General features: G+C 66.7%; 25 protein-coding genes. 7 read left to right on the forward strand and 18 right to left on the reverse strand.

Annotated features, from left to right (window positions below; genetic code table 11):
• Window positions 1-33: 33 nt before the first annotated feature.
• The 4 genes from ACQP1G_RS32055 to bioB form a co-directional block, all read right to left on the reverse strand.
• Window positions 34-567 (reverse strand): DUF1353 domain-containing protein, encoded by a 534-nt coding sequence (locus tag ACQP1G_RS32055; RefSeq protein WP_433193365.1) that lies wholly within the window; start codon window positions 565-567, stop codon window positions 34-36.
• Between the two features lie 94 nt (window positions 568-661).
• Window positions 662-1402: a DUF2567 domain-containing protein gene (locus tag ACQP1G_RS32060; RefSeq protein ID WP_433193366.1), complete on the reverse strand. Its 741-nt coding sequence runs from the start codon at window positions 1400-1402 to the stop codon at window positions 662-664.
• A complete protein-coding gene (locus tag ACQP1G_RS32065) occupies window positions 1402-1617 on the reverse strand; it encodes a hypothetical protein (protein ID WP_174415049.1) in 216 nt (71 codons plus the stop codon). The genes ACQP1G_RS32060 and ACQP1G_RS32065 overlap by 1 nt, the downstream gene beginning before the upstream one ends.
• 62 nt (window positions 1618-1679) lie before the next feature.
• The gene (bioB, locus tag ACQP1G_RS32070; protein ID WP_433193367.1) at window positions 1680-2693 is read right to left on the reverse strand and encodes a biotin synthase BioB; all 1014 of its coding nucleotides are present in this window, start codon (window positions 2691-2693) and stop codon (window positions 1680-1682) included.
• Window positions 2694-2870: 177 nt separating this feature from the next.
• Here bioB and ACQP1G_RS32075 point away from each other — a divergent pair, with 177 nt between their 5' ends.
• Complete coding sequence (locus ACQP1G_RS32075; protein WP_433193369.1) at window positions 2871-3455, forward strand: TetR/AcrR family transcriptional regulator C-terminal domain-containing protein; 585 nt, start codon at window positions 2871-2873, stop codon at window positions 3453-3455.
• Between the two features lie 158 nt (window positions 3456-3613).
• Here the strand turns inward: ACQP1G_RS32075 and ACQP1G_RS32080 are convergent, their stop codons facing one another.
• Window positions 3614-5035: a DHA2 family efflux MFS transporter permease subunit gene (locus tag ACQP1G_RS32080; RefSeq protein ID WP_433193371.1), complete on the reverse strand. Its 1422-nt coding sequence runs from the start codon at window positions 5033-5035 to the stop codon at window positions 3614-3616.
• Between the two features lie 129 nt (window positions 5036-5164).
• Here ACQP1G_RS32080 and ACQP1G_RS32085 point away from each other — a divergent pair, with 129 nt between their 5' ends.
• Both ACQP1G_RS32085 and ACQP1G_RS32090 read left to right on the forward strand, forming a co-directional pair.
• Window positions 5165-6193 carry a sigma-70 family RNA polymerase sigma factor gene (locus ACQP1G_RS32085; RefSeq protein WP_433193372.1) on the forward strand — a complete coding sequence of 343 codons (1029 nt, stop codon included), beginning with the start codon at window positions 5165-5167 and terminating at the stop codon, window positions 6191-6193.
• Window positions 6190-6738 carry a maleylpyruvate isomerase family mycothiol-dependent enzyme gene (locus ACQP1G_RS32090; RefSeq protein ID WP_433193373.1) on the forward strand — a complete coding sequence of 183 codons (549 nt, stop codon included), beginning with the start codon at window positions 6190-6192 and terminating at the stop codon, window positions 6736-6738. Before ACQP1G_RS32085 ends, ACQP1G_RS32090 begins: the two co-directional genes overlap by 4 nt.
• An 87-nt stretch (window positions 6739-6825) precedes the next feature.
• Here the strand turns inward: ACQP1G_RS32090 and ACQP1G_RS32095 are convergent, their stop codons facing one another.
• From ACQP1G_RS32095 to ACQP1G_RS32145, 11 genes are all read right to left on the reverse strand, one after another.
• A complete protein-coding gene (locus tag ACQP1G_RS32095) occupies window positions 6826-8049 on the reverse strand; it encodes an MFS transporter (protein WP_433193374.1) in 1224 nt (407 codons plus the stop codon).
• A gap of 94 nt (window positions 8050-8143) precedes the next feature.
• Window positions 8144-9487: an LLM class flavin-dependent oxidoreductase gene (locus ACQP1G_RS32100; protein ID WP_433193375.1), complete on the reverse strand. Its 1344-nt coding sequence runs from the start codon at window positions 9485-9487 to the stop codon at window positions 8144-8146.
• Window positions 9484-10233 (reverse strand): ABC transporter ATP-binding protein, encoded by a 750-nt coding sequence (locus ACQP1G_RS32105; RefSeq protein WP_433193376.1) that lies wholly within the window; start codon window positions 10231-10233, stop codon window positions 9484-9486. The genes ACQP1G_RS32100 and ACQP1G_RS32105 overlap by 4 nt, the downstream gene beginning before the upstream one ends.
• Window positions 10209-11075 carry an ABC transporter permease gene (locus ACQP1G_RS32110; protein ID WP_433193377.1) on the reverse strand — a complete coding sequence of 289 codons (867 nt, stop codon included), beginning with the start codon at window positions 11073-11075 and terminating at the stop codon, window positions 10209-10211. Before ACQP1G_RS32110 ends, ACQP1G_RS32105 begins: the two co-directional genes overlap by 25 nt.
• A 2-nt stretch (window positions 11076-11077) precedes the next feature.
• The gene (locus ACQP1G_RS32115) at window positions 11078-12166 is read right to left on the reverse strand and encodes an ABC transporter substrate-binding protein (protein ID WP_433193378.1); all 1089 of its coding nucleotides are present in this window, start codon (window positions 12164-12166) and stop codon (window positions 11078-11080) included.
• A gap of 60 nt (window positions 12167-12226) precedes the next feature.
• Window positions 12227-13393, reverse strand: a complete 1167-nt coding sequence (locus ACQP1G_RS32120) for an alpha/beta fold hydrolase (protein WP_433193379.1) — start codon at window positions 13391-13393, stop codon at window positions 12227-12229.
• Between the two features lie 43 nt (window positions 13394-13436).
• Window positions 13437-13688, reverse strand: a complete 252-nt coding sequence (locus tag ACQP1G_RS32125; protein WP_433193380.1) for a helix-turn-helix domain-containing protein — start codon at window positions 13686-13688, stop codon at window positions 13437-13439.
• A 233-nt stretch (window positions 13689-13921) separates the two neighbouring features.
• A complete protein-coding gene (locus ACQP1G_RS32130; protein WP_433193381.1) occupies window positions 13922-14389 on the reverse strand; it encodes an SRPBCC domain-containing protein in 468 nt (155 codons plus the stop codon).
• A 158-nt stretch (window positions 14390-14547) separates the two neighbouring features.
• On the reverse strand, window positions 14548-15225 hold the full coding sequence (gene bioD / locus ACQP1G_RS32135; protein WP_433193383.1) for a dethiobiotin synthase: 678 nt from the start codon (window positions 15223-15225) through the stop codon (window positions 14548-14550).
• A gap of 156 nt (window positions 15226-15381) precedes the next feature.
• Entirely contained in the window at window positions 15382-16536 is a 1155-nt protein-coding gene (locus ACQP1G_RS32140) for an 8-amino-7-oxononanoate synthase (protein ID WP_433193384.1), read from the reverse strand.
• A 309-nt stretch (window positions 16537-16845) separates the two neighbouring features.
• Window positions 16846-18108, reverse strand: a complete 1263-nt coding sequence (locus tag ACQP1G_RS32145) for an adenosylmethionine--8-amino-7-oxononanoate transaminase (RefSeq protein WP_433209000.1) — start codon at window positions 18106-18108, stop codon at window positions 16846-16848.
• A 257-nt stretch (window positions 18109-18365) separates the two neighbouring features.
• Here ACQP1G_RS32145 and ACQP1G_RS32150 point away from each other — a divergent pair, with 257 nt between their 5' ends.
• Window positions 18366-19298 carry a bifunctional helix-turn-helix transcriptional regulator/GNAT family N-acetyltransferase gene (locus ACQP1G_RS32150; protein WP_433193385.1) on the forward strand — a complete coding sequence of 311 codons (933 nt, stop codon included), beginning with the start codon at window positions 18366-18368 and terminating at the stop codon, window positions 19296-19298.
• 104 nt (window positions 19299-19402) lie between these two features.
• Here the strand turns inward: ACQP1G_RS32150 and ACQP1G_RS32155 are convergent, their stop codons facing one another.
• A complete protein-coding gene (locus ACQP1G_RS32155) occupies window positions 19403-19846 on the reverse strand; it encodes a MarR family winged helix-turn-helix transcriptional regulator (RefSeq protein WP_433193387.1) in 444 nt (147 codons plus the stop codon).
• A gap of 30 nt (window positions 19847-19876) precedes the next feature.
• On the opposite strand from ACQP1G_RS32155, the gene ACQP1G_RS32160 reads away from it, so the two are divergent.
• The 3 genes from ACQP1G_RS32160 to treY are packed head-to-tail and all read left to right on the forward strand — an operon-like array spanning window position 19877 to window position 25052.
• Window positions 19877-20422, forward strand: a complete 546-nt coding sequence (locus ACQP1G_RS32160; protein ID WP_433193389.1) for a cupin domain-containing protein — start codon at window positions 19877-19879, stop codon at window positions 20420-20422.
• Window positions 20423-20481: 59 nt separating this feature from the next.
• Window positions 20482-22602 carry a glycogen debranching protein GlgX gene (glgX, locus tag ACQP1G_RS32165; RefSeq protein WP_433193391.1) on the forward strand — a complete coding sequence of 707 codons (2121 nt, stop codon included), beginning with the start codon at window positions 20482-20484 and terminating at the stop codon, window positions 22600-22602.
• A gap of 11 nt (window positions 22603-22613) precedes the next feature.
• Window positions 22614-25052, forward strand: a complete 2439-nt coding sequence (treY, locus tag ACQP1G_RS32170) for a malto-oligosyltrehalose synthase (RefSeq protein ID WP_433193393.1) — start codon at window positions 22614-22616, stop codon at window positions 25050-25052.
• Here treY and ACQP1G_RS32175 read toward each other — a convergent pair.
• Complete coding sequence (locus ACQP1G_RS32175; protein WP_433193394.1) at window positions 25038-26219, reverse strand: DUF2235 domain-containing protein; 1182 nt, start codon at window positions 26217-26219, stop codon at window positions 25038-25040. The genes treY and ACQP1G_RS32175 overlap by 15 nt on opposite strands.
• Between the last annotated feature and the right edge of the window lie 103 nt (window positions 26220-26322).

The raw sequence follows: 26322 nt of genomic DNA on the forward strand, positions 1-26322 counted from the left end.
ACCGGAACATTCGACCTGCTCGGGCCGCCACGTTCACGCCGTTTTCAGCTGCGGCTTGGGCGGCGGTGCGACAGTTCGGCGGCCGAGCCGCGCGAAGCCCCAGAACACCAATTCCACCAACCAGAACAAGAGTAGGAACACCGTTACGACGGTCACCGGAGCGACGAGGAATACGGCAGACGGTACAGCGATGAGCGCGACCAGGGCGATGTCGCCGATACCCGCGCCGCGCAGCCGACTGCCGAGACGCACTGCGGCCCACATCATGTAGCGCCGCGGAATGGAGACACCGAATTCACGTAGGCAGCGCCGAAAGATGCCGTCGGCGTCGGCGGTGCTCACCGTCGACAGGCTGCGCAGGTAGTCGTGCAGAATGGCGGCACGGGTGTAGACGCCGTAACGCGGCACGAGCCAGACCACAGCTCTCGGCACCGAGGCGAAGTCGGTGCGGAAGCCCGCGGGGATGACGAATTCCTGTGTCGCGCCGTGATAGACGAGCGGTTCGACCACCCGCCAGAACTGCGCGTCGAGCTCCTCGACGACGGGCCCGCTACCGACGAACGCCACGATCCGTTCCTCTCTGAACGCACAGCGTGTCCCATAATTCTAGGCTGTTCTGGTATGGCTGTGCCGCCGCGCGGGCAACGGTTCGGATACTACGTCAGCGACCGCGACCCGAACCGGCCTCGCCGGGAGATCCGAAGCCGCCGTAAGGCACACCGTAGGGCACCGGCCCGCCGTTCGCAGCACTGCGATAGGGATCGGCACGGTTGAATGCCTCGAATGTTCTTGTCGCGCCGAAGAATGGCCGCGAATCGCCGAACGGCCCGCTGAATCCGGTGCCGAGATCCTCCGACGAGCTCAGGGCCGCCAGGAACAGCACGATCAGCGAGGCGAGCAGTGGCTGCACGATCAATGCCAGCCAACTGCCGACCTCCACCGGCAACCGCACGATCTGTCCGACCGGCGGGTCATGCGGCATCGGGTGCTGCCACTGCATGATCTGCTCGCCGACCTTCGACATCAGATAGGCGCCCGCCACCGAGCCGATCAGCAGTCCGACTTGCAGTAAGGGTCCGCGCGCGCGACGCCAACGCCATACGCCGATCGCGGTGAGCACACCGAGTACCGCGCCGATGCAGACGAAGATCGCCAGCGCATCGAACTGGTGCGCGCTCTCCCCGGTCAGTGCCGCGCCCTTGGCCGGAACCGCACCGGCGCGCGCCTTGACCACCAGAAACTGTTCGGTGGGCGCAATCACGGCCCACACCACACCGCCCAGCATGCTGACCAGCAATACCCCGACCGCGATCAGCGCCGCGGCCCGCAGCTCGCGCCGCACACCCAGCCGCTGAACCGATCTGGGTGCCGCCAGCGAGACATCGCCGTATTCGGCCACCACTAGCGGTGTTCCAGATTCTTGGAGTCCAGCACGCCATGCCGCGAGCACTTCGCCCACCAGCCGTCGGGACTCACCTGCACGATCATGCGGCGGCCGCACTGCTCGCAGAAGCGCGGCGGTTCCAGTCCGAGCGCCGCCGCGGCGGGAACCGGATCGTCGAGCCCCGGCACAATGCGTTTGCCGGTGAACGGGTTGTAGCGCTCGTCCATATCCATGACAGTACTCACGGCACCAGCCTCTTTCGTGATGCTTGCGTACTCAGTATTCGCCAGCCGGATCAGAGTGTTTCGTTGAGCGCCTTGATCGGCATTTTGAGCTCGCCGAGCAGGTCCAGGTCGGCTTCGGCGGGCCGACCGAGGGTGGTCAGGTAATTGCCGACGATAACAGCATTGATGCCACCGAGGATGCCTTGCTTGGCGCCGAGGTCGCCCAGAGTGATCTCGCGACCGCCCGCGAAGCGCAGCATGGTGCGCGGCAGCGCGAGCCGGAACGCGGCGACGGCGCGCAGCGCGTCGGCGGCGGGCAGCACCTCGAGGTCGCCGAAGGGGGTGCCGGGGCGCGGGTTGAGGAAGTTCAACGGCACCTCGTGCGGATCGAGCTCGGCCAGGTTCGCCGCGAACTCCGCGCGCTGTTCCAGGGTTTCGCCCATGCCGAGGATGCCGCCGCAGCAGACCTCCATACCTGCCTCGCGAACCATGCGCAGAGTGTCCCAGCGCTCTTCCCAGCTGTGCGTGGTGACCACGTTCGGGAAGTGTGAGCGCGAGGTCTCCAGGTTGTGGTTGTAGCGGTGCACGCCCATGGCGGCGAGTTGGTCGACCTGTTCCTGGGTGAGCATGCCGAGCGAACAGGCGACCTGGATGTCGACCTCGTTGCGGATGGCCTCGACACCGGCGGCGACCTGCGCCATCAGCCGCTCGTCCGGACCGCGCACGGCCGCGACGATGCAGAATTCGGTGGCGCCGGTCTTGGCGGTCTGCTTGGCGGCCTCGACCAGGCTGGGGATATCGAGCCACGCGGCACGCACGGGCGACTGGAACAGGCCCGACTGCGAGCAGAAGTGGCAGTCCTCGGGGCAACCGCCGGTCTTGAGGCTGATGATGCCCTCGACCTCGACCTCGGGACCGCACCACTTCATGCGCACCTCGTGCGCCAGGGCCAACAGCTCCTCTAGCCGGTCGTCGCCGAGCCGGAGGACCTCGAGGGTCTGCTCCTGCGACAGGCCTGCACCGCGCTCGAGCACCTGCTCGCGGGCGGTCGCCAGAATGTCGGTGTGGACGGGTGCCTGGGTCACTGCACGAATCCCTTCGTCCGGCCGAGGTGGCCGTGCAACTTGAACGGTGTTCAGGCTAGGGTAACGGTAACAATGAGTCAAACACGCGCGGCATGAGCGACGGGCCTGGAGGCGGCAGCGAGCGTAACCACGAAGGGCCCGGGAATGCCGCAATCGAATACAGCGGAGGAGAACCTCGTGCAACTGCACCGGGCGGACGTGGTCGACGGCGCCATCGCCATTCTCGACCAGTACGGTCTCGCCGACCTGACCATGCGCAGGCTCGCCGGGTCACTCCAGGTCCAGCCGGGGGCGCTGTACTGGCACTTCCCCAATAAACAGGCGCTGCTCGGCGCGGTCGCCGACCGGATCCTCGCGCCGATGGAGGATCCGATCGAGGCCGAGGAATGGTCCGACCAGATCACCGAATTGGCGCATCGGTTGCGCAGCTGCCTGCTCGCATATCGGGACGGGGCCGAATTGGTCTCGGCGACATACGCCTCCCGGCTCACCACGAGCAAGGGGCGGGAACGACTCGTGGTGTCCGCGATCCGCGCCGGAATGCAGCGCCCGGAGGCCGAACTCGCCGCATATACGCTGCTGTACTACGTGCTCGGACAGACGGTGGACGAACAGTCCAGGATGCAAATGGATTCGGCGGGGGCGCTGACCGAGGATGTCTCGCCGCTCAACGAAACCCCGGATGCCACGGCACGTTTCGACTTCGGATTGCAGCTGTTCGTCGGCGGCGTGCGTCACGTGCTCGGCTCCCGCGTGCGCTGAGTTCGCTACGCCCGGCGTTGGTGCCTACGTCTGCGCCGGACGCGGTTCCGCTCGACAGTGGCCGCACACGTCTGCACCCCTTGTATCAGGCGTGCAGCTGATACAAGGGATGTGCAGATCGCTTCCGAGACCACGGTCGCAGGTCGACCGGTCCGGACTCAGACGGATACCGCCGTCGCCTCCAGATCAGCAGTCGCGACGCTTGCCCGACGCCCGGGCAGCGCGAGTGCCACCACCGAGCCCAAGAGTGCGAGTACCGCACCGACTTTGATCGCCGGGCCGAATCCCGCGGTGAATTCGTCCACCGACCCGTATCCACCCGATCCGGCGAAAACGGCGACCGCGACGGCGATTCCGAAAACGCCACCCAACTCGCGCATCATGCTGTTGGCACCGGCCGCCTTGCCGAGCATCGCGTGTTCGACCGCGCCGACGACCGAACTCTGCGCCGACGGCAGCACCATCGAGGTGCCGACGCCGGACACGATGAACGGAATTACCAGGGAGCCGTAGGCCATCGCCGGATCGGCGACCGTCGCGATCCACAACATGCCGCCCGCCATCAATACCAGCCCGGTCACCATCAGCGGCCGTTCCCCGATCCGGTCGGCCAGCGCACCGGCGATCGGGGCGCAGAAGAACAGCGTGAGAGTCCATGGCAGCAGCCGCAATCCGGCGCCGAGCGGACCGTAGTGCAGCACCGCCTGCAGGAACTGCGCGTAGAAGAACACCTCGCCGAAGAGTGCGGCGAAGGTCAGGAAGATCGCGGTATTGCCCGCCGCGAAACCCCGATTCACGAACAGCCGCATCGGGAACATCGGCTCGCGCGCTCGTGCCTCCCAGACCGCGAAGGCGATCAGCAGGGCGAGTCCGCCGATCAATGCGATCAGCACCTCCGAACTGGACCAGCCCGCGATATTGCCGCGGACCAGGCCCCACACCACACCGAACGCACCGCCGGTGACCAAGGCCAATCCGGTGCCGTCCACCGCGGTATCGGGGCCGAAGCCCTCCGGAACCCGAGTGGCGACCAGCGGAATCGCAACCAATCCGATCGGCACGTTCAGCCAGAAGATCCACTGCCAGGACAACCCCTCCGCGACGGCGCCGCCGACCAGCGGACCGCATGCCACCGCGAGGCCGGTGATGCCCTGCAGCAGCCCCATGGCCATACCACGCCTCTCCGGCGGAAACACCGCGCTGACCAGGGCCAATGCCAGGCTCATGATCAGCGCGGCGCCGACGCCCTGCGCTACCCGCGCGGCGATCAGGGTGGTGACCGAGGTCGATACCGCGCATGCGGCCGAGGCGGCGACGAAGATACCGAGTCCGACCATGAACATCCGCTTACGTCCGAAGCGGTCGCCGAGCACGGCCGCGGTCATCAAGAGGACGGCGAAGCTGAGGTTATATCCGTTGACGGTCCATTCGAGCGTCTCGAGCGACGCCCCGAGGTCGTGGCGAATGGTGCTGAGCGCCGTGCTGACGACCAGGGTGTCCAATGCCGCCATCAATGAGGCGACCGCGCCGAGTGCGAGCACCCAGCGCTGTGTCACCGCCGAAACAATCGGTGTGCTCACGATGGTCCTTCCTGTGGTTTCGGCGGGTCCGGCGGTTTTCGGACCCGCACAGATACCGACCGGCCCCGGACCGAAACTCATCGGCGCCCGGCCGAGCGCATCGGTTCGTCATCGGTTCGTCGCGGACCGATGAGTTCTGGGCGGCCCATCGGTCGGTATTCGAAGGGACACGATTCGGGGCACCTGAAAGGACAGCGCATGATCGACAGCGACGAATTCGCCGCACGAACCGCGCCGTATCGGCGCGAGCTACTCGCCCATTGTTATCGGATGCTCGGTTCGGTCGACGACGCCGAGGATCTGGTACAGGAGACGATGCTGCGGGCCTGGCGCGGATACGGGGATTTCGAGGGCCGTGCATCGATGCGGACGTGGCTGTACCGCATCGCCACCAATGCGTGCCTCAATGCACTCGAGCACAGCAGTCGACGGGTACTGCCGACCGGATTGTCCGGGCCGACCGGCGATCCCACCCAGGAGGTGCACTTCGCACCCGAAGTTCCCTGGCTGCAGCCGATGCCGGATGTGCTGTTCGCGCCCGAGGCCGCGGATCCGGCCGCCATTGTCGCGGCCCGCGACGATATGCGGCTGGCACTGATCGCCGCCTGGCAGCATCTGCCGCCACGCCAGCGCGCGGTGCTGATTCTGCGAGATGTGCTGCACTGGAAGGCCGCCGAGGTCGCCGAGTTGATCGGTGTCAGCGTGGCGGCAGTGAACAGCACCCTGCAGCGCGCACGCGCGACTCTCGGGGAACTGAGGCCCGACACTCCTGTCGCAGAGCCCGCCGACCCCGAGATCCGTGCGTTGCTCGACAGATACGCCGCCGCATTCGAGGCCGCCGATATGGATACGCTCATCACGCTGTTGCGTTCGGACGCGGTATGGGAGATGCCGCCCATCGCGGAATGGTTCCGTGGCAATACCGCCGTCGTGGGGCTGATTCGATCGAAGTGCCCCTATGTGGCGGGCGAGGCGCGGATGGTGCCGATCGCGGCGAACGGTCAGCCCGGCTTCGCGTTCTACCTGCGTGGTCACGCGCAATCGCTGCAGATCCTCACGGTCACCGCCACTGAGATCACGCATGTCGTCTCGTATCACGACAGCGCGTTGTTCGCGGCGTTCGGCCTGCCCACGTCGTTGGATCCAGTGCGGTCATGACCGATGATCTGCTCGAGCGGGCGGTCGCCTACCTGCTCGCGGTCCTGCACGACATCGGCCCCGATCTGTCCGCACCCACGCCCTGTCGAGGCTGGAATCTGCGCATGCTGCTCGCGCACGTCGACGAGTCGATCGCCACATTGCGCGAGGGCCTTGCGGGCGGGCGGGTGCGCATCACACCGGGCCCGCCGAGGCCGAGTTGCGCGGGGACGCTGCATATCCGGAGTCGGGCGATGGGCCTGCTCAGCGACTGGGCGAACGAGCATCCCGGCAGGGTCGTCATCTACGGCGAACCGATGCCCGCCGCCCTCCTCGGCACCCTCGGCGCACTCGAATTGACGGTGCACGCCTGGGATCTCACCGCCACCGGCCCGGACGCCCCACCCATCCCCGACCGCCTCGCCCGCGAATTGCTCACGGTGGCACCCGAACTCGTCCCGATCGCGGACAGATGGCCCCTGTTCGGCCCGCCGATCGAACCTCCGACCGCCGCACCGGGCGACCGGCTACTCGCCTACCTCGGCCGCACCCGACCAGCTCCCTGACCGTGCGATGTGCCTCGCATACCTGGTGAGCGCCTCGCAGCAGGCGCAACGTAGCGAGGTGCGCACCGGGTATACGTCACCCCGATCTCAGTCCATGTCGGGTAGGTGCGAGGCCGTGAGCGGGGCGCGGTGGGCGCTCGGGAACCAGCGGTGCATGGCGATGGCTCCGGCGGATGCCGCTGCGGCCAGGGCCAGCGCTGAGGCGCCGAGAACAGTTGCGGCGCTGATCAAGCCGACTGCGATGGGACCGGCGAACATGCCGATGTCGTGGGTCAGGCGCCAGGCGCCCAGGAATTCGGCGCGTTGACCGGGGGGTGCGACGTCGGCACCGACGGTCATGATGATGCCGTTGCTCACGCCGTTCGCCAGGCCGAGTAGTACTGCGGCACCGGCGAGTTCGAGCGACGATGAGGTGAGCGGAAGGGTGGCGAAGCCCGCCGCGAACAACAGCATGGACGGGACGCCGGTGGCGCGGCTGCCGTAGCGATCGAGCAGGATGCCGCCCGGATAGGACAGCAGGACGTCCACCGCACCGGAGATGCCGAATATCAGACTCGTCGCGGCGGCACTGATGCCGATATGCGCGGCCCACAGCGGAAGCAGCGCGGTGCGGGCCGCCCGCGCACCGCCCATCAACAGCGCCGCTGAGCCGAGTGTGCCCAGCACCCTGCGGTTTTCGACGACCACCGAGCGCAAGGTGTGGTCCGAGGAGTCCGCGTCGCCGTCGTCGGCCGAACGTATGGCGAGCATCGCCGCGCCCGATAGCACAGTCGTGGTGAACTGCAGCCACAGTGCGCCGCTCGGTCCCATTGCGTAGACCAGTCCGGCGCCGATGAACGGCCCGCAGAAGGATCCGAGCCGCGAGGCTCCGGCCAATGTCGAGAACGCGCGGCCCCGCCCGGCGCGCGGCACCACGGCCACGATGTAGGACTGACGCGCCAAACCCCATACCGCGCTGGCGGTTCCATTGAGCAGCATGCCCACCGCGAGCACCCCGGCGTGCGGAGCGAAGATCGCGCACAGCACCCCGACCAGACCGAGGCCCGAGCCAAGGGCGATCGCCCAGCGCTCCCCTATGCGCGCGACGATCCGCCCCGCGGGCAGGTCCGCCAGCACCATCCCCAACCCGTTCAATGCGATAACGATCCCCGCCACCCCGGCGGACGCGCCGAGATCCAGAGCACGCAGCGCGTACATCGGTGCCGCCGCACCGGATCCGATGCCGTAGAGCACCACCGGCACGAATACGGTCCATATCAGCGACCGCAGGCGAACGGGTTCGGTTGTGGCGTAGGCCTGCTCGCTCACCACGCCCGCGCCGACGGGCTGATACAGGCGCCCATTACGCGAGCGCCGGTCGGCAAGCGAACTGACCCTCGGGGGTCGGGCAGCCCGATACCGGCGCTCACTGGGCGAGCGCCGGTCGGCGGGCGAATCGGCTCTCGGGGCGGGCCAGCCCGAAGTGGTCGCGCAGGGTGGTGCCGGTGTATTCGGTGCGGAACAGGCCGCGCCGCTGCAGGATCGGGACGACCTGCTCGGCGAAGATCTCCAGCCCGCCCGGATAGTAGGGCGGCATCACGTTGAAACCGTCGGCGGCGCCATTGCGGAACCATTCCTCGATCGTGTCGGCGACCTGCTCCGGCGTACCGGCGAACACCCGATGTCCGCGCGCACCGGCGAGGCGGTGCAGTAGCCCGCGCACGGTGGGCCGTTCCCGCTGCACGATCCCGGCGACCACCTGCCGACGGCTGCGGCTGTTATCGGTGACATCGCCCGCGTCGCTGAACAATTCGAGCGGAACGGGTTCATCCAGCGCCAGGTGCCGCAGACTCTCACCCGCGATACCCTCCAACTGCTTCAGTCCGTACTCGGGCACCGTGAGCTCGTTGAACTCCCGCTCCAGTTGTTCGGCCGCCGCCTCGGTATCGCCGATGAACGGGCTGATACCGGGCAGGATTTTGACCTGATCGGCATCGCGGCCGTATTCGGCCGCCTTGGCCTTGATATCGGCGTAGAACGCCTGCGCGTCCTCGAGCCGCTGGTGCGCGGTGAAGATCGCCTCGGCGTATTTGCCAGCGAACGCCCGGCCGTCATTGGACGCGCCCGCCTGCACGAGCACCGGATGGCCCTGCGGGGTGCGCGGAGCGTTGAACGGCCCACGCACGCTGAGGTATTCGCCGACGAAGTCGATCGGATGGATCCTGGCGGGATCGGCGTAGACCCCCGCCTGCTGGTCCAGCAGAATCGCATCGTCTTCCCAGCTGTCCCACAATGCGACGACGGCGTCGACGAACTCCCTGGCCCGCGCGTACCGGGTCGCATGATCGGGATGCCTGTCGAGTCCGAAATTGGCTGCGGCGAGGTCGGTTCCGGTGGTGACGATATTCCAGCCCGCCCGGCCGCCGGAGATGTGATCCAGCGTGGAGAACAGTCTGGCCAGGTTGTAGGGCTCGTAGTAGGTGGTGGATGCGGTGGCGATCAGCCCGAGATGAGTTGTGGCCGTGGCGATCGCCGTGAGCAGCGTGATCGGTTCCAGGCCGGAGGCCGCGTTGTGCTCGACGTTGGTGCGCAGCGCGGGTCCGTCGGCGAAGAACACCGCGTCGAACTTCGCGGCTTCGGCGGTGCGCCCGATCTCCTGGTAATAGGCGACATCGTAGATCCGATCGGGTCGGCTCTGCGGATGCCGCCAGGCCGCCTCGTGGTGGCCGGAGGGGTAGATGAACGCATTGAGGCTGAGTTGGCGAGTCATGAGGCTTTCTTCTCATCGTGTAGAGCCGCGACATCGACGCCGAGGCTGCCGAGCAGTAGTTCGCGCAGGCGATTGAAATCCGGATCGATATGGCGGCGTGGACGTGCCAGGTCGATGCGCTGATCGACGGCGATGCGTCCCTCGTCGAGGACGAGCACGCGGTCGGCGAGCAGCACCGCCTCATCGACATCGTGAGTCACCAGTAGGACGGCGGGTTTATGTCTGGCGCACAGATCCTGGAGCAGCACATGCATTTTGATGCGGGTCAGTGCGTCGAGGGCACCGAAGGGTTCGTCGGCCAGCAGTAGCTCCGGCTCCCTGACCAGCGACCGGGCCAGGGCGACGCGCTGTTGCTCACCGCCGGAAAGCTCCTTGGGCCAGGCCTTTTCCCGCCCGGCCAGGCCGACCTCGGCCAGCGCGGTGCGGCCGCGCTCGGCGGCATCGGCGCCCTTCGAGCCGAGCGTCACGTTGTCCAGCACCCGATTCCACGGCAGTAGCCGCGAATCCTGGAACACCACCGCACGTTCCGCGGGCACCCGCAGCTCACCGGAGCCGGGCACGTCACGATCCAGTTCGGCCAACGCACGCAACAGCGTGCTCTTACCCGAACCACTGCGCCCGAGCAGGGCGACGAATTCACCGCGCGCGATATCGAGGTCGATACCGTGCAGCACGACCCGATCGCCGAAGCCCCGACGCAGCGCGCGGGTTCGGACCACGCTCAGTCCGCGATCGTCTGCCGCCATGACAGCGCCCTCCGTTCCGTCGCCCGCACGGCGATATCGCCCAATAGTCCGAGCAGGCCGTAGATCACCAGGCCGACGACGATGACGTCGATCTGGCCGTAGGTGCGTGCCTGCGTCATCAGATAGCCGATGCCGCTGGTGGCATTGACCTGTTCGACCACCACCAGCGCCAGCCAGGAAATGGTGACCGCCAGCCGCAGACCCGTGAAGAATCCGGGCAGCGAACCGGGCAACGCGATCCGGCGGATGAAGCCCCACCGCGACAGTCCCACCGTCGCGGCCAATTCCACATATCTGCTGTCGACGCCGCGCAGTTGCGCGTGGGTATTGATGTAGATCGGAATCGCGACACTGGTCGTGATGACGATGAGCTTCATCTCCTCACCGATGCCGAACCACACGATGAACAGCGGGATCAGCGCCAGCGTCGGAATCGAGCGTTTGATCTGAATCGGGCCGTCCAGCAGGGCTTCTCCGATCCGGCTCAGTCCGGCGATCAAGGCGAGAACCACACCGATGACGACCCCGAGACCGAGACCCCAGCCCGCGCGCTGCAGCGAGGTGAGCAGATTCGACTGGAGCCTGCCGTCGGCGAGCAGGTCACCTGCGGTCTCGGCGACCGTCCACGGTGCGGGTAGCGTCTGCGAATCCAGTGCGCCCGAGGCGGATCCGACCACCCACGCCCCTATCAGCAGTGCGGGTCCGATGGCGATCCCGAACGGGATCGGGCGGCCAGGACCGAGGCGGGGTCGAGTCGGCTTGCGTCGGGCCAGTACCGGCTCCGAAGCTGTGCGCGAACTTCGCCCGATCCGGCCGAGTACGCCGACATCTACGGTGGCCATTGCTACTTCGCCTTCTGCTCGAATGCCGCGCCGCTCTCGGTGACGGCCTGGGTGATGACGGCGTCGAAGCGCAGATCGAAACCGTGTGCGGCGCGCACCTTCTTGGGCAGTTCACCCGCGTTGTCGATCACGTCGATGGTGCCCTGCTGACGATCGACGAGCTGCTGATCCAGGTGTGGGAAGGTGTAGATGCCGAGCGAATCGACGATGCGCTTGGCATCATCGGCGCTGACCTTCTGGTTCTCGACGTAATACTTGCGGGCCCACTCCTCTTGGTGCGTATTGACCCACTGGTAGGCGCGAATATAGGCGGCTACCAGCGCCCGTGTCGCGGCCGCCTTGGCCGGATCCGTTACCACGGTGCGCCGCGCGTACAGGTAGGCGAGGCCGCCGTAGATGCCGGTGGTCTCCGAATCCGGGATCAGCGATGCACCCGGGGTGCGCAGCAGCCGGGTTACGTTCGGTTCGATCAGCGGCGCGATATCGACCTGGCCGGTGCGCACCGCATCCAGGAACTCCGCGAGCTGCAACCGAACCAGCTGCACATCACCGGGTTTCAGCCCGGCCTTGGCGATGGCACGCAGCACTGCGGCCTGTTGGGCCGTACCTTCCGCGTAGGCGATCTTCTTACCCTTCAGATCGGCCAGCGTGGTGACCGTCTTACCCGGTGCCACCGCCAGTTTCAGAGAGCTGGGGCTGGATTGGTAGGCCGCAATGATCGGCACATCCTGCCCGGCCGCCAGCGCGTGGATCGGCGGAACATCGCCGACCGTCGCGACATCCGCGGCGCCCGCCCGGAATGCCTCGAGGATGGCCGGTCCACCAACGAAATTGGCGAACTTCACCTTGAACGGCAACTTGTCGAGTTCGCCGGAGAACTGGAGCACCGATTTGAACCGCTCTTGCTGATCGGCAAGTACCAGCTCGGTGCCCGCGGGGATTTCGGTGGCCAGCGGGGCGTCGACATTACCGACCGGCTTATCGTCGCTCGCGCAGCCGGTCAAACCCAGGCTCGCAACGGTTGCCACAGCGAGCAAAGCGGCGGTAGTGCGGCCGTGCAGGCCGGTCAGGAACGTACGTGGTCGGAACATGCCGGAATTGAATCAAGACGAAACCGGCACGCATACGGTTTGTCTTAGCCTGATTCCAACTCAGCGCGGCGCCGCCGCGGAAACCGACGCGCGCACCTGATCCTGATAGCGCTGGATGAACGGCAGGATCTGCTGATCGATGATCTGGTTGTAGGCCTCGGGCCGCTGCATCGGATTGGCGTGCCCGGTATTTCGCGGCATAACGACCAGCAACGTGCCGTCGACGCCGCCGACCCGCTCGATGAGCACCTGATGGGAATATTCGACATCGACCACCCGGTCGCTATCCGGATCACGCGGGCGAATGAACACGATGGCCGGACGTGGTTTGCCGTCGACGGGACGGGACAGCGCGCGCAGGTCGTTGATCGCACCGCCCGCCACGATCGCCAGGAACTGCGTCTCGATCAGACCGTTGCTGGCCACATCGCGGGAAAAGACCTTCTCCCGCAACACTTCCTCGACCACATCCCGTAACGGCTCGAGCCGGATGCCGGGCAATCCGGTGCGCCCGCGCTCGACGAATCGGTCTCGGCGCGCGTAGGTTTCGACGGCCAGCCGCAGTGTCCGGCTTTCCCGCGCCCCGGGGAGCCAGCCCATCCAGCGCACCATATCCTCGCCCGCGCCGCGGCTCTCCGGCCGCACCGCGTTCAGATCGACCGGTGTGCAATCCAGCAGCACTCCCACCAGCCGCCGGTCGCTGCCGGTGTGGATATGCCGGGCGACCTCGAGCGCGATAACCCCGCCCATACTGTGCCCGACCAGCACGATGTTCTTCAGGCCCGACATCTGCGCGGCGCGGATGATGAGCTCGGCGATCACCTTGGTATCGATGCCTTGATTGTCGTATTTGATCGCCCAGACCACACCCATCTCGCTGAGCGCGGGCAGCGCGGCCGCGGTATTGCTGGCGTTCAGACCGCCGAGACCGACCATATCGACGACGACGGTGTCCCAGTCGCGCTCGTGCGCGGGCGTAGCAATCGGTAGCACCGCGGGTTCGGTGCGGGCGAGCCGATCACGTTCCGGGGTCACGTCATGCTGCCAGTACTGGGCGAATACGATCAGCCCAGCGAGCAATACCACAGCGACCCGCAGCAGCGCCTGCCTGGTGCGGCGCAACGTCTGCCAGCCGTGCCCGAGACGAGTCTCCCGGAGCCGGGCCCTACGTCGCGCGTCATCCCAGTCCGAGACGGTGGACGGGTGCCGATCGTCCAACGGCGACATCTACCCCACTTTGGCATCCTCCCGGCCTAAATGCCAGCGATCCCTACTGAAACCTTGCGGCTCCCTCTCGGGTGAGCGCCTGCGACAACTCCACATCCGTGACGTACTTCCCGTACTTGTATGCGCACTTTCGTGCAACGAGAGCATCGTTGAACACCACACGCGCGCAGCCGAATGCCCGCGATAGCGACTGCTGCCGCCCGGGTGTCGGATGGCGGCGGAAGTTGTACCGCAGCCGCAGGTCGATGATCGTCGCATCAGGGACCGAGATCTTCGGCCCCTTGGCGAGCAACACCGCACACCTCTACCCAGAAGGTCGAACTTCTGAGCGCCGAGCCGGGCATCAATCAGCTGCGTGCCGTCACCGAGGGCCGGTTCCTCGATCTCCCCTGTGCGATGTGGACCAGCGGGCCACGGAATATCGACGCTGCCGAGCAGATCCGCAATCCGACTCGAACGCCGGAACCGGTGCCCGCCTGCATCATTGAGCCGCGCGCCGACGATGTGATGCGAGGGCTCAACGCGTGATCAGGGCAGCTCGCCGGTCTCCGCGAGTGCGGCGAGTTTGCCCAGCGAGATGCTCCAGCCGAGTTCGTTCTGGTCGAGCGGAACCCCGTCGGGCAGTCCGTCGTGCACGGCACTGATCCGGGTGCCGCCGTCGGCGTCGGCGAGGTCGATGGTGATGGTCATCTCGCCGGTCACCGCCGGATCGTCGGTCTCGAATTCGACGACCTCGACCACCTGCTCATCGGGAACCAGCCGCACGAACCGGCCGTGAAAGATATCGGTCTGCGCGGTGGTCTTCCCGGTATCGGTCGGCTCGTCGTAGGTGAGCGAAATCCGGAAGACCCCGCCCTCGCGCGGGTCGAATTCGTGCACCTGGCTGGTCATGCCGGTCGGCACCTGCCACATCGCGACCGCGTCCGCATCGAGCAGCAGCCGATAGACGGTTGCCCGCGCCGCGTTCACATGCCAGCCGATCCGGGTGGAAGCCACCGCCCCACGATAGTCGAGCCGCCCCGACCTGATCCGTCCCATCGGCCGCACTACACCCGCCACGCGCCGATCAGCCCGTGCCGCTCACCACGCAGCAACACCTACCCGTCGACGCAACCGGCGAGACAGCGGTCGAGCCGCGCAGTCCCCGCGGCGAACTACCAGCTGAGCGGGGACCAACCGGGAGTGAACCAACCGGGAGCGGCTGCGATGAAGCGATCGCGATCCCAGCCGCCCGCACCCGCGGGTACCGAACCGACCACGCCGACGCCGGTAAGCCGAGGCAAATCCGTGCGATTGCATTCGGCGGCCAGATCCGGTTCGGCGGACCAGGATCCGATCACCAGACCCGCACAGCGGACTCCGGCGCCGGACAGTGCACGCGTGGTCAATTCGCTGTGGTTGAGCGTGCCGAGTCCGGCCGCGGCGACGACCAGCACGGGAGCATCGAGCTTCTGCGCCAGGTCGAGCAGCGTGAAGTCACCCAAACGGACCAGCAATCCGCCAGCGCCTTCCACCAACGTCAGATCGGCATCGGCAAGAGAGTCGATGGCGGCGGCGGTTTCACGCAATGTCAGCTGCGGCTGTCCGCAACGGTGCGCCGCGGTATCCGGTGCCAGCGGGTCGGGATAGCGAGCCAGCTCGACCGTTCGGGTGACCCCGGTCAAGCGTTCGATTTCCGCGAGATCGCCGGGTTCACCTGGGCCGACGCCAGTTTGGGCCGGTTTGCACACGGCCACGGTCCGTCCAGCGGCAAGGGCGGTCGCGGCAAGAGCGGCGGTCACCACGGTCTTGCCGACCTCCGTCGACGTCCCGGTCACGAACAGCACGCTCATACCTGCACCTCGCTAACGCCCAACTCCGACACAAGCGAGTGCACGGCTGCATCCATCGTTCGCTCCCTACGCTCACTCATGCCTGCACCTCGCTAACGCTCAACTCCGACACAAGCGAGTGCACGGCTGCATCCATCGTTCGCTCGCTACGCACGCTCATGCGCCGACCACCTCCAGCCCACGCGCTCGCGCCAGTACCTCGGTGAGCACCGTTGCGATGGTGTCGAGTTCGGCGGGAGTCAAGTTCGCACGCGTGGTGAGCCGCAACCGCGACGTACCTTCTGGCACCGACGGCGGACGGAAGCACCCGACCTCCAGCCCGCGCTCGCGACACGCTTGCGCGGCGTCGAACGCGACCTGCGCCTCCCCGAGCACGACCGAGACAACCGCCGAATCCGGTTCCGCCACACCGGCAATGCGCGCGATCTCGGCGGCACGCGCCAATACCCGGCCCGCCATCTCGGGCTCTCGGCGCAACAGCCGCAGCGCCGCCCTGGCCGCGCCGACCGCGGCGGGTGCGAGCCCGGTGTCGAAGATGAATGTGCGCGCCGCATCGATCAAATGCGCCCGCACCCGTGCACTGGCCAGTACCACACCGCCTTGCGCGGCAAGGGCTTTCGACAGGGTCGCGGTGATCACCAGATCCGGCTCCCCGGCCAGGCCGACCTCGTGCACCAGCCCGCGGCCGCCCACACCGCGCACACCGAGCCCGTGCGCCTCATCCACGATCAATACCGCGCCGTTGGCTCGGGTGACCCGGTGCAATTCGGCCAGCGGAGCCAGATCACCGTCGGCACTGAACACCGAATCGGTGAGTACCAGCGCCCGCTCCTCGGTGCGCTCACCGAGCAGTCGCTCGACCACCTCGACATCGCGATGCGTGGCAATCGCCACCCGTGACCGCGAGAGTCGGCAGGCATCCACCAGCGAGGCATGGCTGCCCGCATCGGAGACGATCAGCGCACCACGCCCGGCGAGCGCGGTCACCACACCGAGATTGGCCGCGTAGCCGGAGGCGAAGACCAAACCGGCTTCGGCGCCGACGAATTCGGCGAGTTCGCTCTCGAGCTGTTCGTGTTCGGCGGTAGTACCGGTGACGAGCCGGGATCCGGTCGACCCGGCACCCCAGCGTCGCACGGCGTCGATCGCGCCCTCGACCACCTCGGGGTGGCGCACCAGCCCGAGGTAATCGTTGGAGGCCAGATCGATCGACGGCGACTGCGGCGCGCGGGGCCGTAGTTCACGGCGCAACCCAGCGCTCACGCGCTCGGCGGCACGTTCATCCAGCCATCCCAATGGATCGGTAGTCACAGCTCCGCAGCATACTTGAACACCGTTCAGGCCGCCTGTCCAGGGGCGGCTGCCGGTATCGTGGGACCTTCGTCGAAGGTCGCCGCCGCCCCAACGGTGACGCGGCATTTCCGCCAGCGGGGGCAGGGCCGGACACCACGGTGGGCAATGGTCCCCGGCCGCCGCATCCTGCTCCGCGACGGCGATACCTACCTCCCGATCGCCAGCGGACGGGCCGACGACTACCACTGCGTTTTCCGCGTCCGACAGGCCGTCTCCGACACCGACATCGCCGAAACCCGGCGCAGCACCGGCCAGCGCCGCAGACACTCAGGCCTGCGCGGCGGCGACCATCGCGGCGGCGATGCGTTCGACGTCCTCGGTGGTGCTGATGAACGGTGGCATCGCGTAGATCAGATCGCGGAACGGGCGCAGCCAAACTCCGGCCTCGACGGCGGCATGGGTGGCCTTGCGCATATCCACCGGATGGTCGAGTTGGACCACCGCGATCGCGCCCAGCACCCGCACATCCAGCACACCGGGCAGCGAAAGAGCCGGGGCCAGACCGGTTTTCAACTCCGACTCGATACGGGCCACCTCGGCGCGCCAATCCCGTTGCAGCAGTAATTCGATCGATGCCACCGCGACTGCGCACGCCAGCGGATTGCCCATGAAGGTGGGTCCGTGCATCAGCCCGCCATGTCCGGCACTGATGGTTTCGGCGATCCGCGCGGAACACAGTGCGGCAGCCAAGGTCAGATAGCCGCCGGTGAGCGCCTTGCCGACACACATCACATCCGGGCTCACCCCGACCTGGTCGGCCGCGAAAAGCGTTCCGGTGCGGCCGAATCCGGTCGCGATCTCATCGAAGACCAGCAGCACCCCGTAGTCGTCGCAGAGGCGGCGCAGATCGGTCAGATACCGCGGATCATGCCAGCGCATACCGCCAGCGCCCTGCACGACCGGTTCCACGATCACGGCCGCGAGTTCATCGGCATGCGCGGCGAGCAGCCGCTCGAATTCGGCCACGTACTGCGTCGAGTACTCGCGTGGCGGTGCCGGGGCGAAGATCTGCTCGGCGAGCACGTCGGTCCACAGCGAATGCATGCCGCCCTGCGGATCGCACACACTCATCGGCGTGAAGGTGTCGCCGTGGTACCCGCCGCGCCAGGTGAGCAGCCGCCGCTTGTCCGGCCGCCCGACCGCGCGCCAGTACTGGAGGCACATCTTCACCGCGACCTCGACCGATACCGACCCGGAGTCGCACAGGAACACCTTGTCCAGACCCGCGGGCGTCAGCTCGACGAGTAGTTGGGTCAGCCGGGCCGCCGGTTCGTGGGTGAGCCCGCCGAACATCACGTGGCTCATCCGCTGCGACTGTGCCACCAGCGCGGCGTCCAGCACGGGGTGCCGATAGCCGTGGATGGCGGCCCACCAAGAGCTCATCCCGTCGACCAATTCCCGTCCATCGGCCAGTGTGAGCCGAGTTCCGGAAGCACTGGAAACCACCAGCGGTTCGGTCGTCGCAGGGAAGCCGCCGTAGGGATGCCAGACATGCTCGGCATCGATGGCGGTGATCTCGTCAGGGGCCAGGGGGACGGCAGCCGGCGGAGCCGGCGGGGTGGGTGAACTCGAGGGGACGGCAGCCGGCGGAGCCGGCGGGGTGGGTGAACTCAGTTCCACAGCAATCCTTGCGGTCGCGCGACGGCCTCGGCCTCCCCGAGGCACGCTTGAACGGTGTTCAAGTTACCACTCGAGCTGCGCACGCACGATCCCCGCATCGGCGGATTCCGCACCGACCCGAATATTCCGGCGTATCCTTTGACTCAGTCAAAGATTGGGGAGCCGCCGTGACCACCATTGCCGCCGCCGATATCGACGCCGTCCGTGAATTCAACCGCCGCTACACCCGGGTCATCGGCGTGCTGCGGGAGGGCCTACTCGACAGCGAATACTCACTCACCGAAGCGCGAATCATGTTCGAACTGGCCAACTCCGGCTCCACCGAGGTCGTCACGCTGCGACGCACGCTCGACCTCGATCCCGGATACCTGAGCCGCATTCTGACCCGCTTCGAGAAGGACGGACTGGTCCAGCGCAACCGTTCCGAAAGCGATGGGCGACGCCAGGAGGTCCGGCTGACCGCGCGCGGCCAGGAGATTTTCGCGGTACTCAACCAGAGGTCCAGCAGCGAGGTCGGCCATCTCCTCAACGCGCACTCACCGGCCGAGCGCACCAGGCTGATCACCTCTATGCGCACCATCCAGCGCATTCTCGACGGTCGAGAACCGGGCGAGTTGGTGATCCGCGCACCGCAACCGGGCGACTACGGGTGGGTGATCCAGCGCAATGCCGCGCTCTATGCGGCCGAATACGGGTGGGACGCCGGCTACGAAGCGCTCGTGGCCCGCATCGTCGCCGACTATCTGGACGAGCACGACGCGCACCGTGAGCGCGCCTGGATTGCCGAATACGATGGCGAACCGGTGGGCTGCGTGTTCTGCGTTGCGGAGAACGAGACCACGGCCCGGCTGCGGCTGCTGCTGGTGGAGCCGACCGCCCGCGGACTCGGGGTCGGCTCGACACTGGTCGACCACTGTCTGCGATTCGCCACCGAAGTGGGCTACCGCGAGATGGTGCTGTGGACCAATGACGTCCTCACCTCGGCGCGACACATCTATCAACGCGCGGGTTTCGAACTGGTGGAGTCGAATCCGCATCACAGCTTCGGCCACGATCTGGTCGGCCAGACCTGGCGACTGACGTTGCCGACGCGGGAGTGATCGCTCGACCATCCCAGCGCAAGGTCGGCATCGGCGACCGCTGCCCGACCGGGCGATCCGTCGCCGACCAGCAGTCCGCGATTCCGCCTGCGGCTCAGCGCAACTCAGCCCTCCTCGGACAGCGCCTCGCGTACCCGCCCCAGCGACTCCCGCAGCTCATCCAACCCGCGCTCCCCCAGACTCGCCATGAGCGTCCGCTCGATCCGCGTGATCCGCTCCGCCGCCACACCGAGCGCCGCCTGCCCCTCGCGAGTCACCACCACCAGCCGCGCCCGCCGATCGCTCGGATCGACCTTCCGTTCTACATATCCGCACCGCTCCATATGCGCCACCAACTCCCCCATCGACTGCTGAGTCATGCCAGCCTCCTGCGCCATTGCGCTGATCCGCGAGCCTTCCGGGGCCAGATACCGGAACACCGCATAGTGCGCCGGGCGTAGATCGTCGCGCAACGCGGCCTGTAATTCCCGATTCAGCTCCCGTTCGAAGGCATGCGTCGCCTGACCGAGCAGCTTCAACAATGTGGCGTGCGGATCAACTATTGACACGTTATGAAGGTTACCTTTATATCTTGATCCATGGGAGACACACTTACCTTCCGCAACGGACACCGCGTCACCTTCGTCGAGCGCGGCGAAGACGAACGCGGCCCCTACCTGCGCCTGGAACATCAACTGCCCGAAGCGGACCGGCAGGCGGGCCCGCACTGGCATCCCGAACTCAGCGAATCGTGGACCCTGCGCCGCGGTCGACTCCGCTTCAAGATCGACGGCACGGAAACCGTTGTCGGCCCGGGTGACTCGCTCACCGCGCCGCCGCGCGTCGTACACGAGTTCTGGAGCGAGGCACCCGATACGGTGTTCGATCACGAGATCCGCCCACCGCTACGGCACTGGGAGATGTTCCAGCTGTGGCACGGATTGGACGCTGCGGGTAAGACCACGGTTCGTTCCCGAATGCCGCGCAACCCGTTGGCCGTGGCATTGCTGTGGGATTACCAGGACGGCTATCTGGCGGGCATCCCGGTCTGGCCGCAACGCGTGATCCTCGGCGGTCTCGCGCGTCTGGCCACCCGGATCGGCTACCGTCGGCGCTACTTGGCTACCGGCCACGACCAGCACTGACTCGCCCGGCCGCAACCACCCACACGGAGTGCAGTCCGGCTGACGCTAGTGTCGTTGACATGGTTCAGCCCGATGCAGCGACCGGTGAGGCGACACCCCTCGGTGTATGGCCCGGCACCGCCTACCCCTTGGGCGCGACCTACGACGGCGCCGGAACCAATTTCTCGGTGTTCTCCGAGGTTGCCGACGCGGTCGAACTGTGCCTTATCGCCAGGGACGGCACCGAAACCAGAGTGCCGCTGGAAGAGGTCGACACCTACGTCTGGCATGCCTATCTGCCGACCATCGGCCCGGGCCAGCGCTACGGCTTCCGGGTACACGGGACCTACGATCCCGAGCACGGATTGCGCTGCGATCCAAGCAAATTGCTACTCGATCCCTATGGCAAAGCCTTCGACGGCGATTTCGACAACGACTCCTCGCTCTACACCTACGGTCAGGATTCGCTGGGGCACACCATGACCGGTGTGGTGATCAACCCGTTCTTCGACTGGGGGGCCGACCGCCCGCCGAATCGCCCCTACCACGAGACGGTCATCTACGAGGCGCACGTCAAGGGCATGACGATGACGCATCCGGATATTCCGGAGGAACTGCGCGGCACCTACGCGGGTATCGCGCATCCGGCGATCGTGGAGCATCTGAAGGGCCTCGGCATTACCGCGATCGAGCTGATGCCGGTGCACCAATTCCTGCACGACCGTGTCCTTTTGGATCAGGGACTGCGAAACTACTGGGGCTACAACAGCTTCGGCTATCTCGCCCCGCACAACGAATACGCCGCCAGCCCGCGCGGCGGCGCGGCGGTCACCGAATTCAAGGCCATGGTGCGCGCACTGCACGCGGAGGGCATCGAGGTGATCCTCGACGTCGTCTACAACCACACCGGCGAGGGCAATCACCTCGGGCCGACCCTGGCCTTCCGCGGTATCGACAACGCCGCCTACTACCGCCTCGTCGACGACGACCCGTCGCGCTACATGGATTACACCGGCACCGGCAACAGCCTCAACGTGCGCCACCCGCATACGCTGCAGCTGATCATGGACTCGCTGCGCTATTGGATCCTGGATATGCACGTCGACGGCTTCCGTTTCGACCTGGCCGCCACCCTGGCCAGGGAACTGCACGATGTGGACCGCCTGTCGACATTCTTCGATCTGGTGCAACAGGATCCGGTGGTCAGCCAAGTGAAGCTGATAGCGGAGCCGTGGGACGTCGGCGAGGGTGGCTACCAGGTCGGCAATTTCCCCGGCCAATGGACCGAATGGAACGGCAAGTACCGCGACACCGTTCGCGACTACTGGCGCGGCGAGCCGGCCACCCTCGGCGAATTCGCCTCCCGGCTCACCGGATCCTCGGATCTGTACGAGGCCACCGGTCGTCGCCCGAGCGCCAGCATCAATTTCATCACCGCGCACGACGGCTTCACGCTGCGGGATCTGGTGTCCTACAACGACAAACACAACGAGGCCAATGGCGAGGGCAATCGCGACGGCGAGAGCTACAACCGCTCGTGGAACTGTGGTGTGGAGGGACCTACCGACGATCCGGAGATTCTCGCTTTGCGCACTGGGCAGAGTCGCAATCTGCTCGCCACGCTGGTGCTCAGTCAAGGCACTCCGATGCTCGCGCACGGCGACGAGATAGGCCGCACGCAGCAGGGCAATAACAATGTCTACTGCCAGGATTCGCCGCTGGCCTGGATGGATTGGTCGCTGATGCAGACGAATTCGGACCTGCTCGAATTCACCAAGCGGGTCATCGCGCTGCGAACCCGGCACCCGATCTTCCGGCGCCGCCGCTTCCTGGCGGGCAGGCCGATCCGCGCCAAAGACCACGCCCGCGATATCGCCTGGCTCACGCCCGCGGGTGAGGAGATGACGCCCGCGGACTGGGACAGCGGATTCGGCAAATCGTTGACGGTGTATCTCAACGGCCTCGGCATCAACGAGCCGGGCCCGCGCGGCGAGCGCATTACCGACGACTCGTTCCTGCTGTGCTTCAACGCGCACGACACCGGCCTCGACTTCGCTCTCCCCGGACCCGATTACGGTGCCGAATGGTCTGTCGCACTGGACTGTTCGGTGCCCGACGGCCGAACCGAGGCCACCTATCCGGCGGCGAGCGTCATCGCCGTCCCCGCCCGTTGTCTGCTCGTCCTCCACTGCCCCGCATAACCGAAACGCCGATGACCGAGACCCCCAAGATCGAGACGCACACCCACCACACCGATCCCATCTCCCGCGGCCGCACCCCGGCCCGGCAGACCACGATCCGCAGCACCTACCGACTCCAGCTGCGCCCCGACGCGTTGACCTTCATCGACGCCCGCGCGATCGCGGAATACCTACAGCAGTTGGGGATTTCGCATCTGTACCTGTCGCCGATCCTCACCGCGACGGCCGGATCGACCCACGGCTACGACGTCACCGACCCCACCACGGTCTCGGCGGCCCTCGGCGGCCCGGCCGGACTCAAGGCGCTCTCGGACGAAGTGCGCAGCCGCGGTATGGGTTTGATCGTCGACCTGGTGCCCAACCATGTCGGCGTCGCCGATCCCCGACAGAACCCGTGGTGGTGGGATGTGCTGCGCAATGGCCGCGAATCGAAGTTCGCGCACTTCTTCGATATCGATTGGAGCGCGGGCAACGGCGCGGGCGGGCGGCTTGCGCTCCCGGTGCTGCAGAGCGAAAACGATCCGGCCGCGCTGACGGTCGACCGATCCGGTTCGGAACCGATGCTGGCACTGCACGATCTGCGCTTCCCCATCGCGGCGGGCACCGACGGCGACAACGCGCTGCGGATCCACGATAAACAGCACTACCGGCTGGTCAGCTGGAAGGCCGGACTGTGTACCTATCGACGATTCTTCGCGGTCAGCAGCCTGGCCGCGATCCGTCAGGAGGATCCCGAGGTCTTCGAGATCACCCATCGGGAACTGGCCGCCTGGTGTGAACACGACCTGATCGACGGCGTCCGGATCGACCATCCGGACGGATTGTCCTATCCCGCGGCGTATCTGGCGAAGCTGCGTCGGCTCATCGGCCCTCATCGGCTACTACTTATCGAAAAGATCCTCGCCAACCGCGAACCACTGGACGCCACCCTGCCGGTCGACGGCACCACCGGATACGACGCGCTGTCCGACTACGGCGGCGTGCTGATCCACCCGGATGGCGAACAGGCGCTGACCGAACTGTCACGCAAACTCGCCGGGCACGGCAGCGATCGCGCCTGGATCGGCGAAACCGAACATCGGATCAAACGCGCGGTGGCGGAGAACATTCTGGCCCCGGAGATCCGTCGGCTGGTTGCGGCCATCAAGCGCGACGCGCACGCCGAGAGCTTCGACACCATGGCATTGACCAACGCCACCATCGAGGTGCTGGCCTTCATGCCGGTATACCGGGTGGACTACGCGCCGCTGGCGGGTATGACCGGCGCGGTGGTCGCCGAGGTGGAGAAGCGCAACAGCGAACTCACGGTGCCGCTGAGTGTGCTGGTGGCCGCGCTGGCCACCGACGGCGAGGCGGCCGCGCGGTTCAGCCAGGTCTGCGGCGCGATCACCGCCAAGGCCGTCGAGGACACCATGTTCTATCAGGCGGCGCGATTGGTGTCGCTGCAGGAGGTCGGCGGCAATCCGGCGCGATTCGGTCACTCGCTCAACGAATTCCACCTCTCCAATAGCGAACGCGCACAGCGCTGGCCCGCCACTATGACCACCCTGTCCACCCACGACACCAAGCGCGGCGAGGATGTGCGAGCCCGGATCGGCGTGCTGTCCCAGGCCGCGGAGACCTGGGCGCGTGCCGTGGAATCCTGGCAGGACATCACCCCGGGCCCCGACGGCGCGACGACACTGTTCTTATTGCAGAACATGTTCGGGATCTGGCCCGCCGACGGCCGTCCCGCCTCGTCGGTGGCCGGGCTGCGCGAGCGACTGCATCTGTTCGCGGAGAAGGCGATCCGCGAGGCCGGAGTCCATACTTCCTGGGAGGAACCGGATTCCGAGTTCGAGTCGAAGGTCCACGGCTGGCTGGACGCGGTGATCGACGGACCCGTCGGCTCCGAAATCGGCGATCTGGTACACGAACTCGCGCCGCATGCCTGGTCGGATTCGCTGTCGCAGAAGTTGCTGCAACTGTGCGGGCCCGGGATTCCCGATATCTATCAGGGCTGCGAGCTGTGGGAGGACTCGCTCGTCGATCCGGACAACCGGCGTCCGGTCGACTTCGCGGCCCGCGCCGGACTGCTGCAATCGCTCACCGGCACACCGGCATTGGACACCACCGGCGCGGCGAAGATGTGGATCGTCGCCTATGCGCTGTGGCTGCGCCGCGAACGTCCGGACTGCTTCGTCGGCGGCACCTATCTGCCGCTGTTCGCCACCGGCGAACAGGAGAGCAGGCTGGTCGGCTACGCGCGCGGCCGGGTCGGTGAGACATCCGAGGTGATCGTCGCGGCCACCCGGCACAGCCTCGGTCTGGCCGAAACCGGGTGGGGCGATACCACATTGGAGCTGCCGCAGGGCAGCTGGACCGACCGGCTGACCGGCCACACCTTCCAGGGCCGGGCGCGATTGGAGAAGCTCTTCGCCCGATTGCCGGTCGCGCTACTGGTGCGCTGAGGGCTCCTCCGACGCGACCGCGGTGACCGTGCCGGTCTTCTCGATCAGCGTCTCGGGCACCAGCCCGTCGAGGTCGTGCAGCCAGCGCCGCAGATTCGCGGGCCGGTAGTCGGTGGCGTCGTGCACGGTGGAGGACAGGCGAACGCCCCGGTCCCCGTCGGTGTACAGCCGCCGCCAGGAATCCCAGTAGAAGCGCGGGTTCCTCGGCTGGCGAACGGTGCGCACCACGTTGAGGATTCGGTATCCGATGCTCAGCGAACCGTGCAACTCCATATGGTTGTCCTCGGCCCGGCAGCGTTCGGCGAGCCCCTCCAGTCGCTCCCGATCGAAGGCGAGCCCGACGGCCTCCGCCTCGGCCACCATCCAGCGCAGCGTGATATCGGAGAGCCCGCATTGTTCGTAGCCGCCGCCGATATCGCTGTGCACGCCCTCGAACCACACCTGTTTCACGCGGTCGTAGTCGTGGGAGTACTTCACATCCGGTTCGATCGGCACCTCCCAGAGGCACGGTTCGAAGTTGCGGCGCCGCTCGTCGAGAGCCAAGGCCTGGCGCGCACAGTAGACATTGCGTCCCAGCTTCACATCGTGGAATCGGTGCCGCAGCGAGGTCAGTCCGGGCACGCCGAGCGCGCCGACGGTGTCGAAGACACCGATGAAGTCGATCTTGGCGGGCGCGTCCCAGCAGTTCTCCTTGCGGAAGTCGATCCACTCCTGTGGGTCCTTCGGATCCGGGTTCTCCGGCGTCCGCATCGGCGCTGGCTGATGGTGAATCCGCAAGGCCTGCGGGTACTTTCCCTCGATCATGGCATTCGGCGTCATGATCCCGATGCGGCCGATCAGACCGGCCAGGCTACGTGCGGTGAACGCGCCACGGCTGAAACCGAAGATGTAGATCTCATCGCCCGGCTGCCAGTTCAATGCCAGATGCCAGTACGCCGAGGACAGATTCGCCTCGAGTCCGAGTCCGAACGCGCCGCCCATCAGGCGGTCGGCCAGGAAGCCGCGGGCGCCCGGCCCGGAAACGTAGCTGACCCACTGCTGGATCGGCTCTCCCGACGGTCCCGGCGCCTCGTACCGGATCGTCTGCGCGATCTTGATGATATTCGATACCGTGCTGCTCGATTCGGCCTTCCAAGTGCCGTCGCAGCAGACCACCAGTCGTTTCATAGGTAAAGATCCTCCGCCCCGATTACCGTCGAAACCTGCGTACTCGACTACCCGAATCATCGGCGGCCCAAGCGTGGACGTTAATGAAAACGTTGCCTTTCAA

The sequence above is a fragment of the Nocardia sp. CA-107356 genome (assembly GCF_050946365.1).
Classification (GTDB): Bacteria; Actinomycetota; Actinomycetes; order Mycobacteriales; family Mycobacteriaceae; genus Nocardia.

Excerpts from the sequence above, each read along its gene's own strand:
- ACQP1G_RS32110 (WP_433193377.1), bottom strand. The coding sequence starts at position 11,075 with ATGGCCACCGTAGATGTCGGCGTACTCGGCCGGATCGGGCGAAGTTCG.
- ACQP1G_RS32120 (WP_433193379.1), bottom strand. The coding sequence starts at position 13,393 with ATGTCGCCGTTGGACGATCGGCACCCGTCCACCGTCTCGGACTGGGAT.
- ACQP1G_RS32115 (WP_433193378.1), bottom strand. The coding sequence starts at position 12,166 with ATGTTCCGACCACGTACGTTCCTGACCGGCCTGCACGGCCGCACTACC.
- bioD (WP_433193383.1), bottom strand. The coding sequence starts at position 15,225 with ATGAGCGTGCTGTTCGTGACCGGGACGTCGACGGAGGTCGGCAAGACC.
- ACQP1G_RS32160 (WP_433193389.1), top strand. The coding sequence starts at position 19,877 with ATGGGAGACACACTTACCTTCCGCAACGGACACCGCGTCACCTTCGTC.
- ACQP1G_RS32085 (WP_433193372.1), top strand. The coding sequence starts at position 5,165 with ATGAGTTCTGGGCGGCCCATCGGTCGGTATTCGAAGGGACACGATTCG.
- treY (WP_433193393.1), top strand. The coding sequence starts at position 22,614 with ATGACCGAGACCCCCAAGATCGAGACGCACACCCACCACACCGATCCC.
- glgX (WP_433193391.1), top strand. The coding sequence starts at position 20,482 with ATGGTTCAGCCCGATGCAGCGACCGGTGAGGCGACACCCCTCGGTGTA.
- ACQP1G_RS32100 (WP_433193375.1), bottom strand. The coding sequence starts at position 9,487 with ATGACTCGCCAACTCAGCCTCAATGCGTTCATCTACCCCTCCGGCCAC.
- ACQP1G_RS32065 (WP_174415049.1), bottom strand. The coding sequence starts at position 1,617 with ATGGATATGGACGAGCGCTACAACCCGTTCACCGGCAAACGCATTGTG.
- ACQP1G_RS32090 (WP_433193373.1), top strand. The coding sequence starts at position 6,190 with ATGACCGATGATCTGCTCGAGCGGGCGGTCGCCTACCTGCTCGCGGTC.
- ACQP1G_RS32175 (WP_433193394.1), bottom strand. The coding sequence starts at position 26,219 with ATGAAACGACTGGTGGTCTGCTGCGACGGCACTTGGAAGGCCGAATCG.
- ACQP1G_RS32105 (WP_433193376.1), bottom strand. The coding sequence starts at position 10,233 with ATGGCGGCAGACGATCGCGGACTGAGCGTGGTCCGAACCCGCGCGCTG.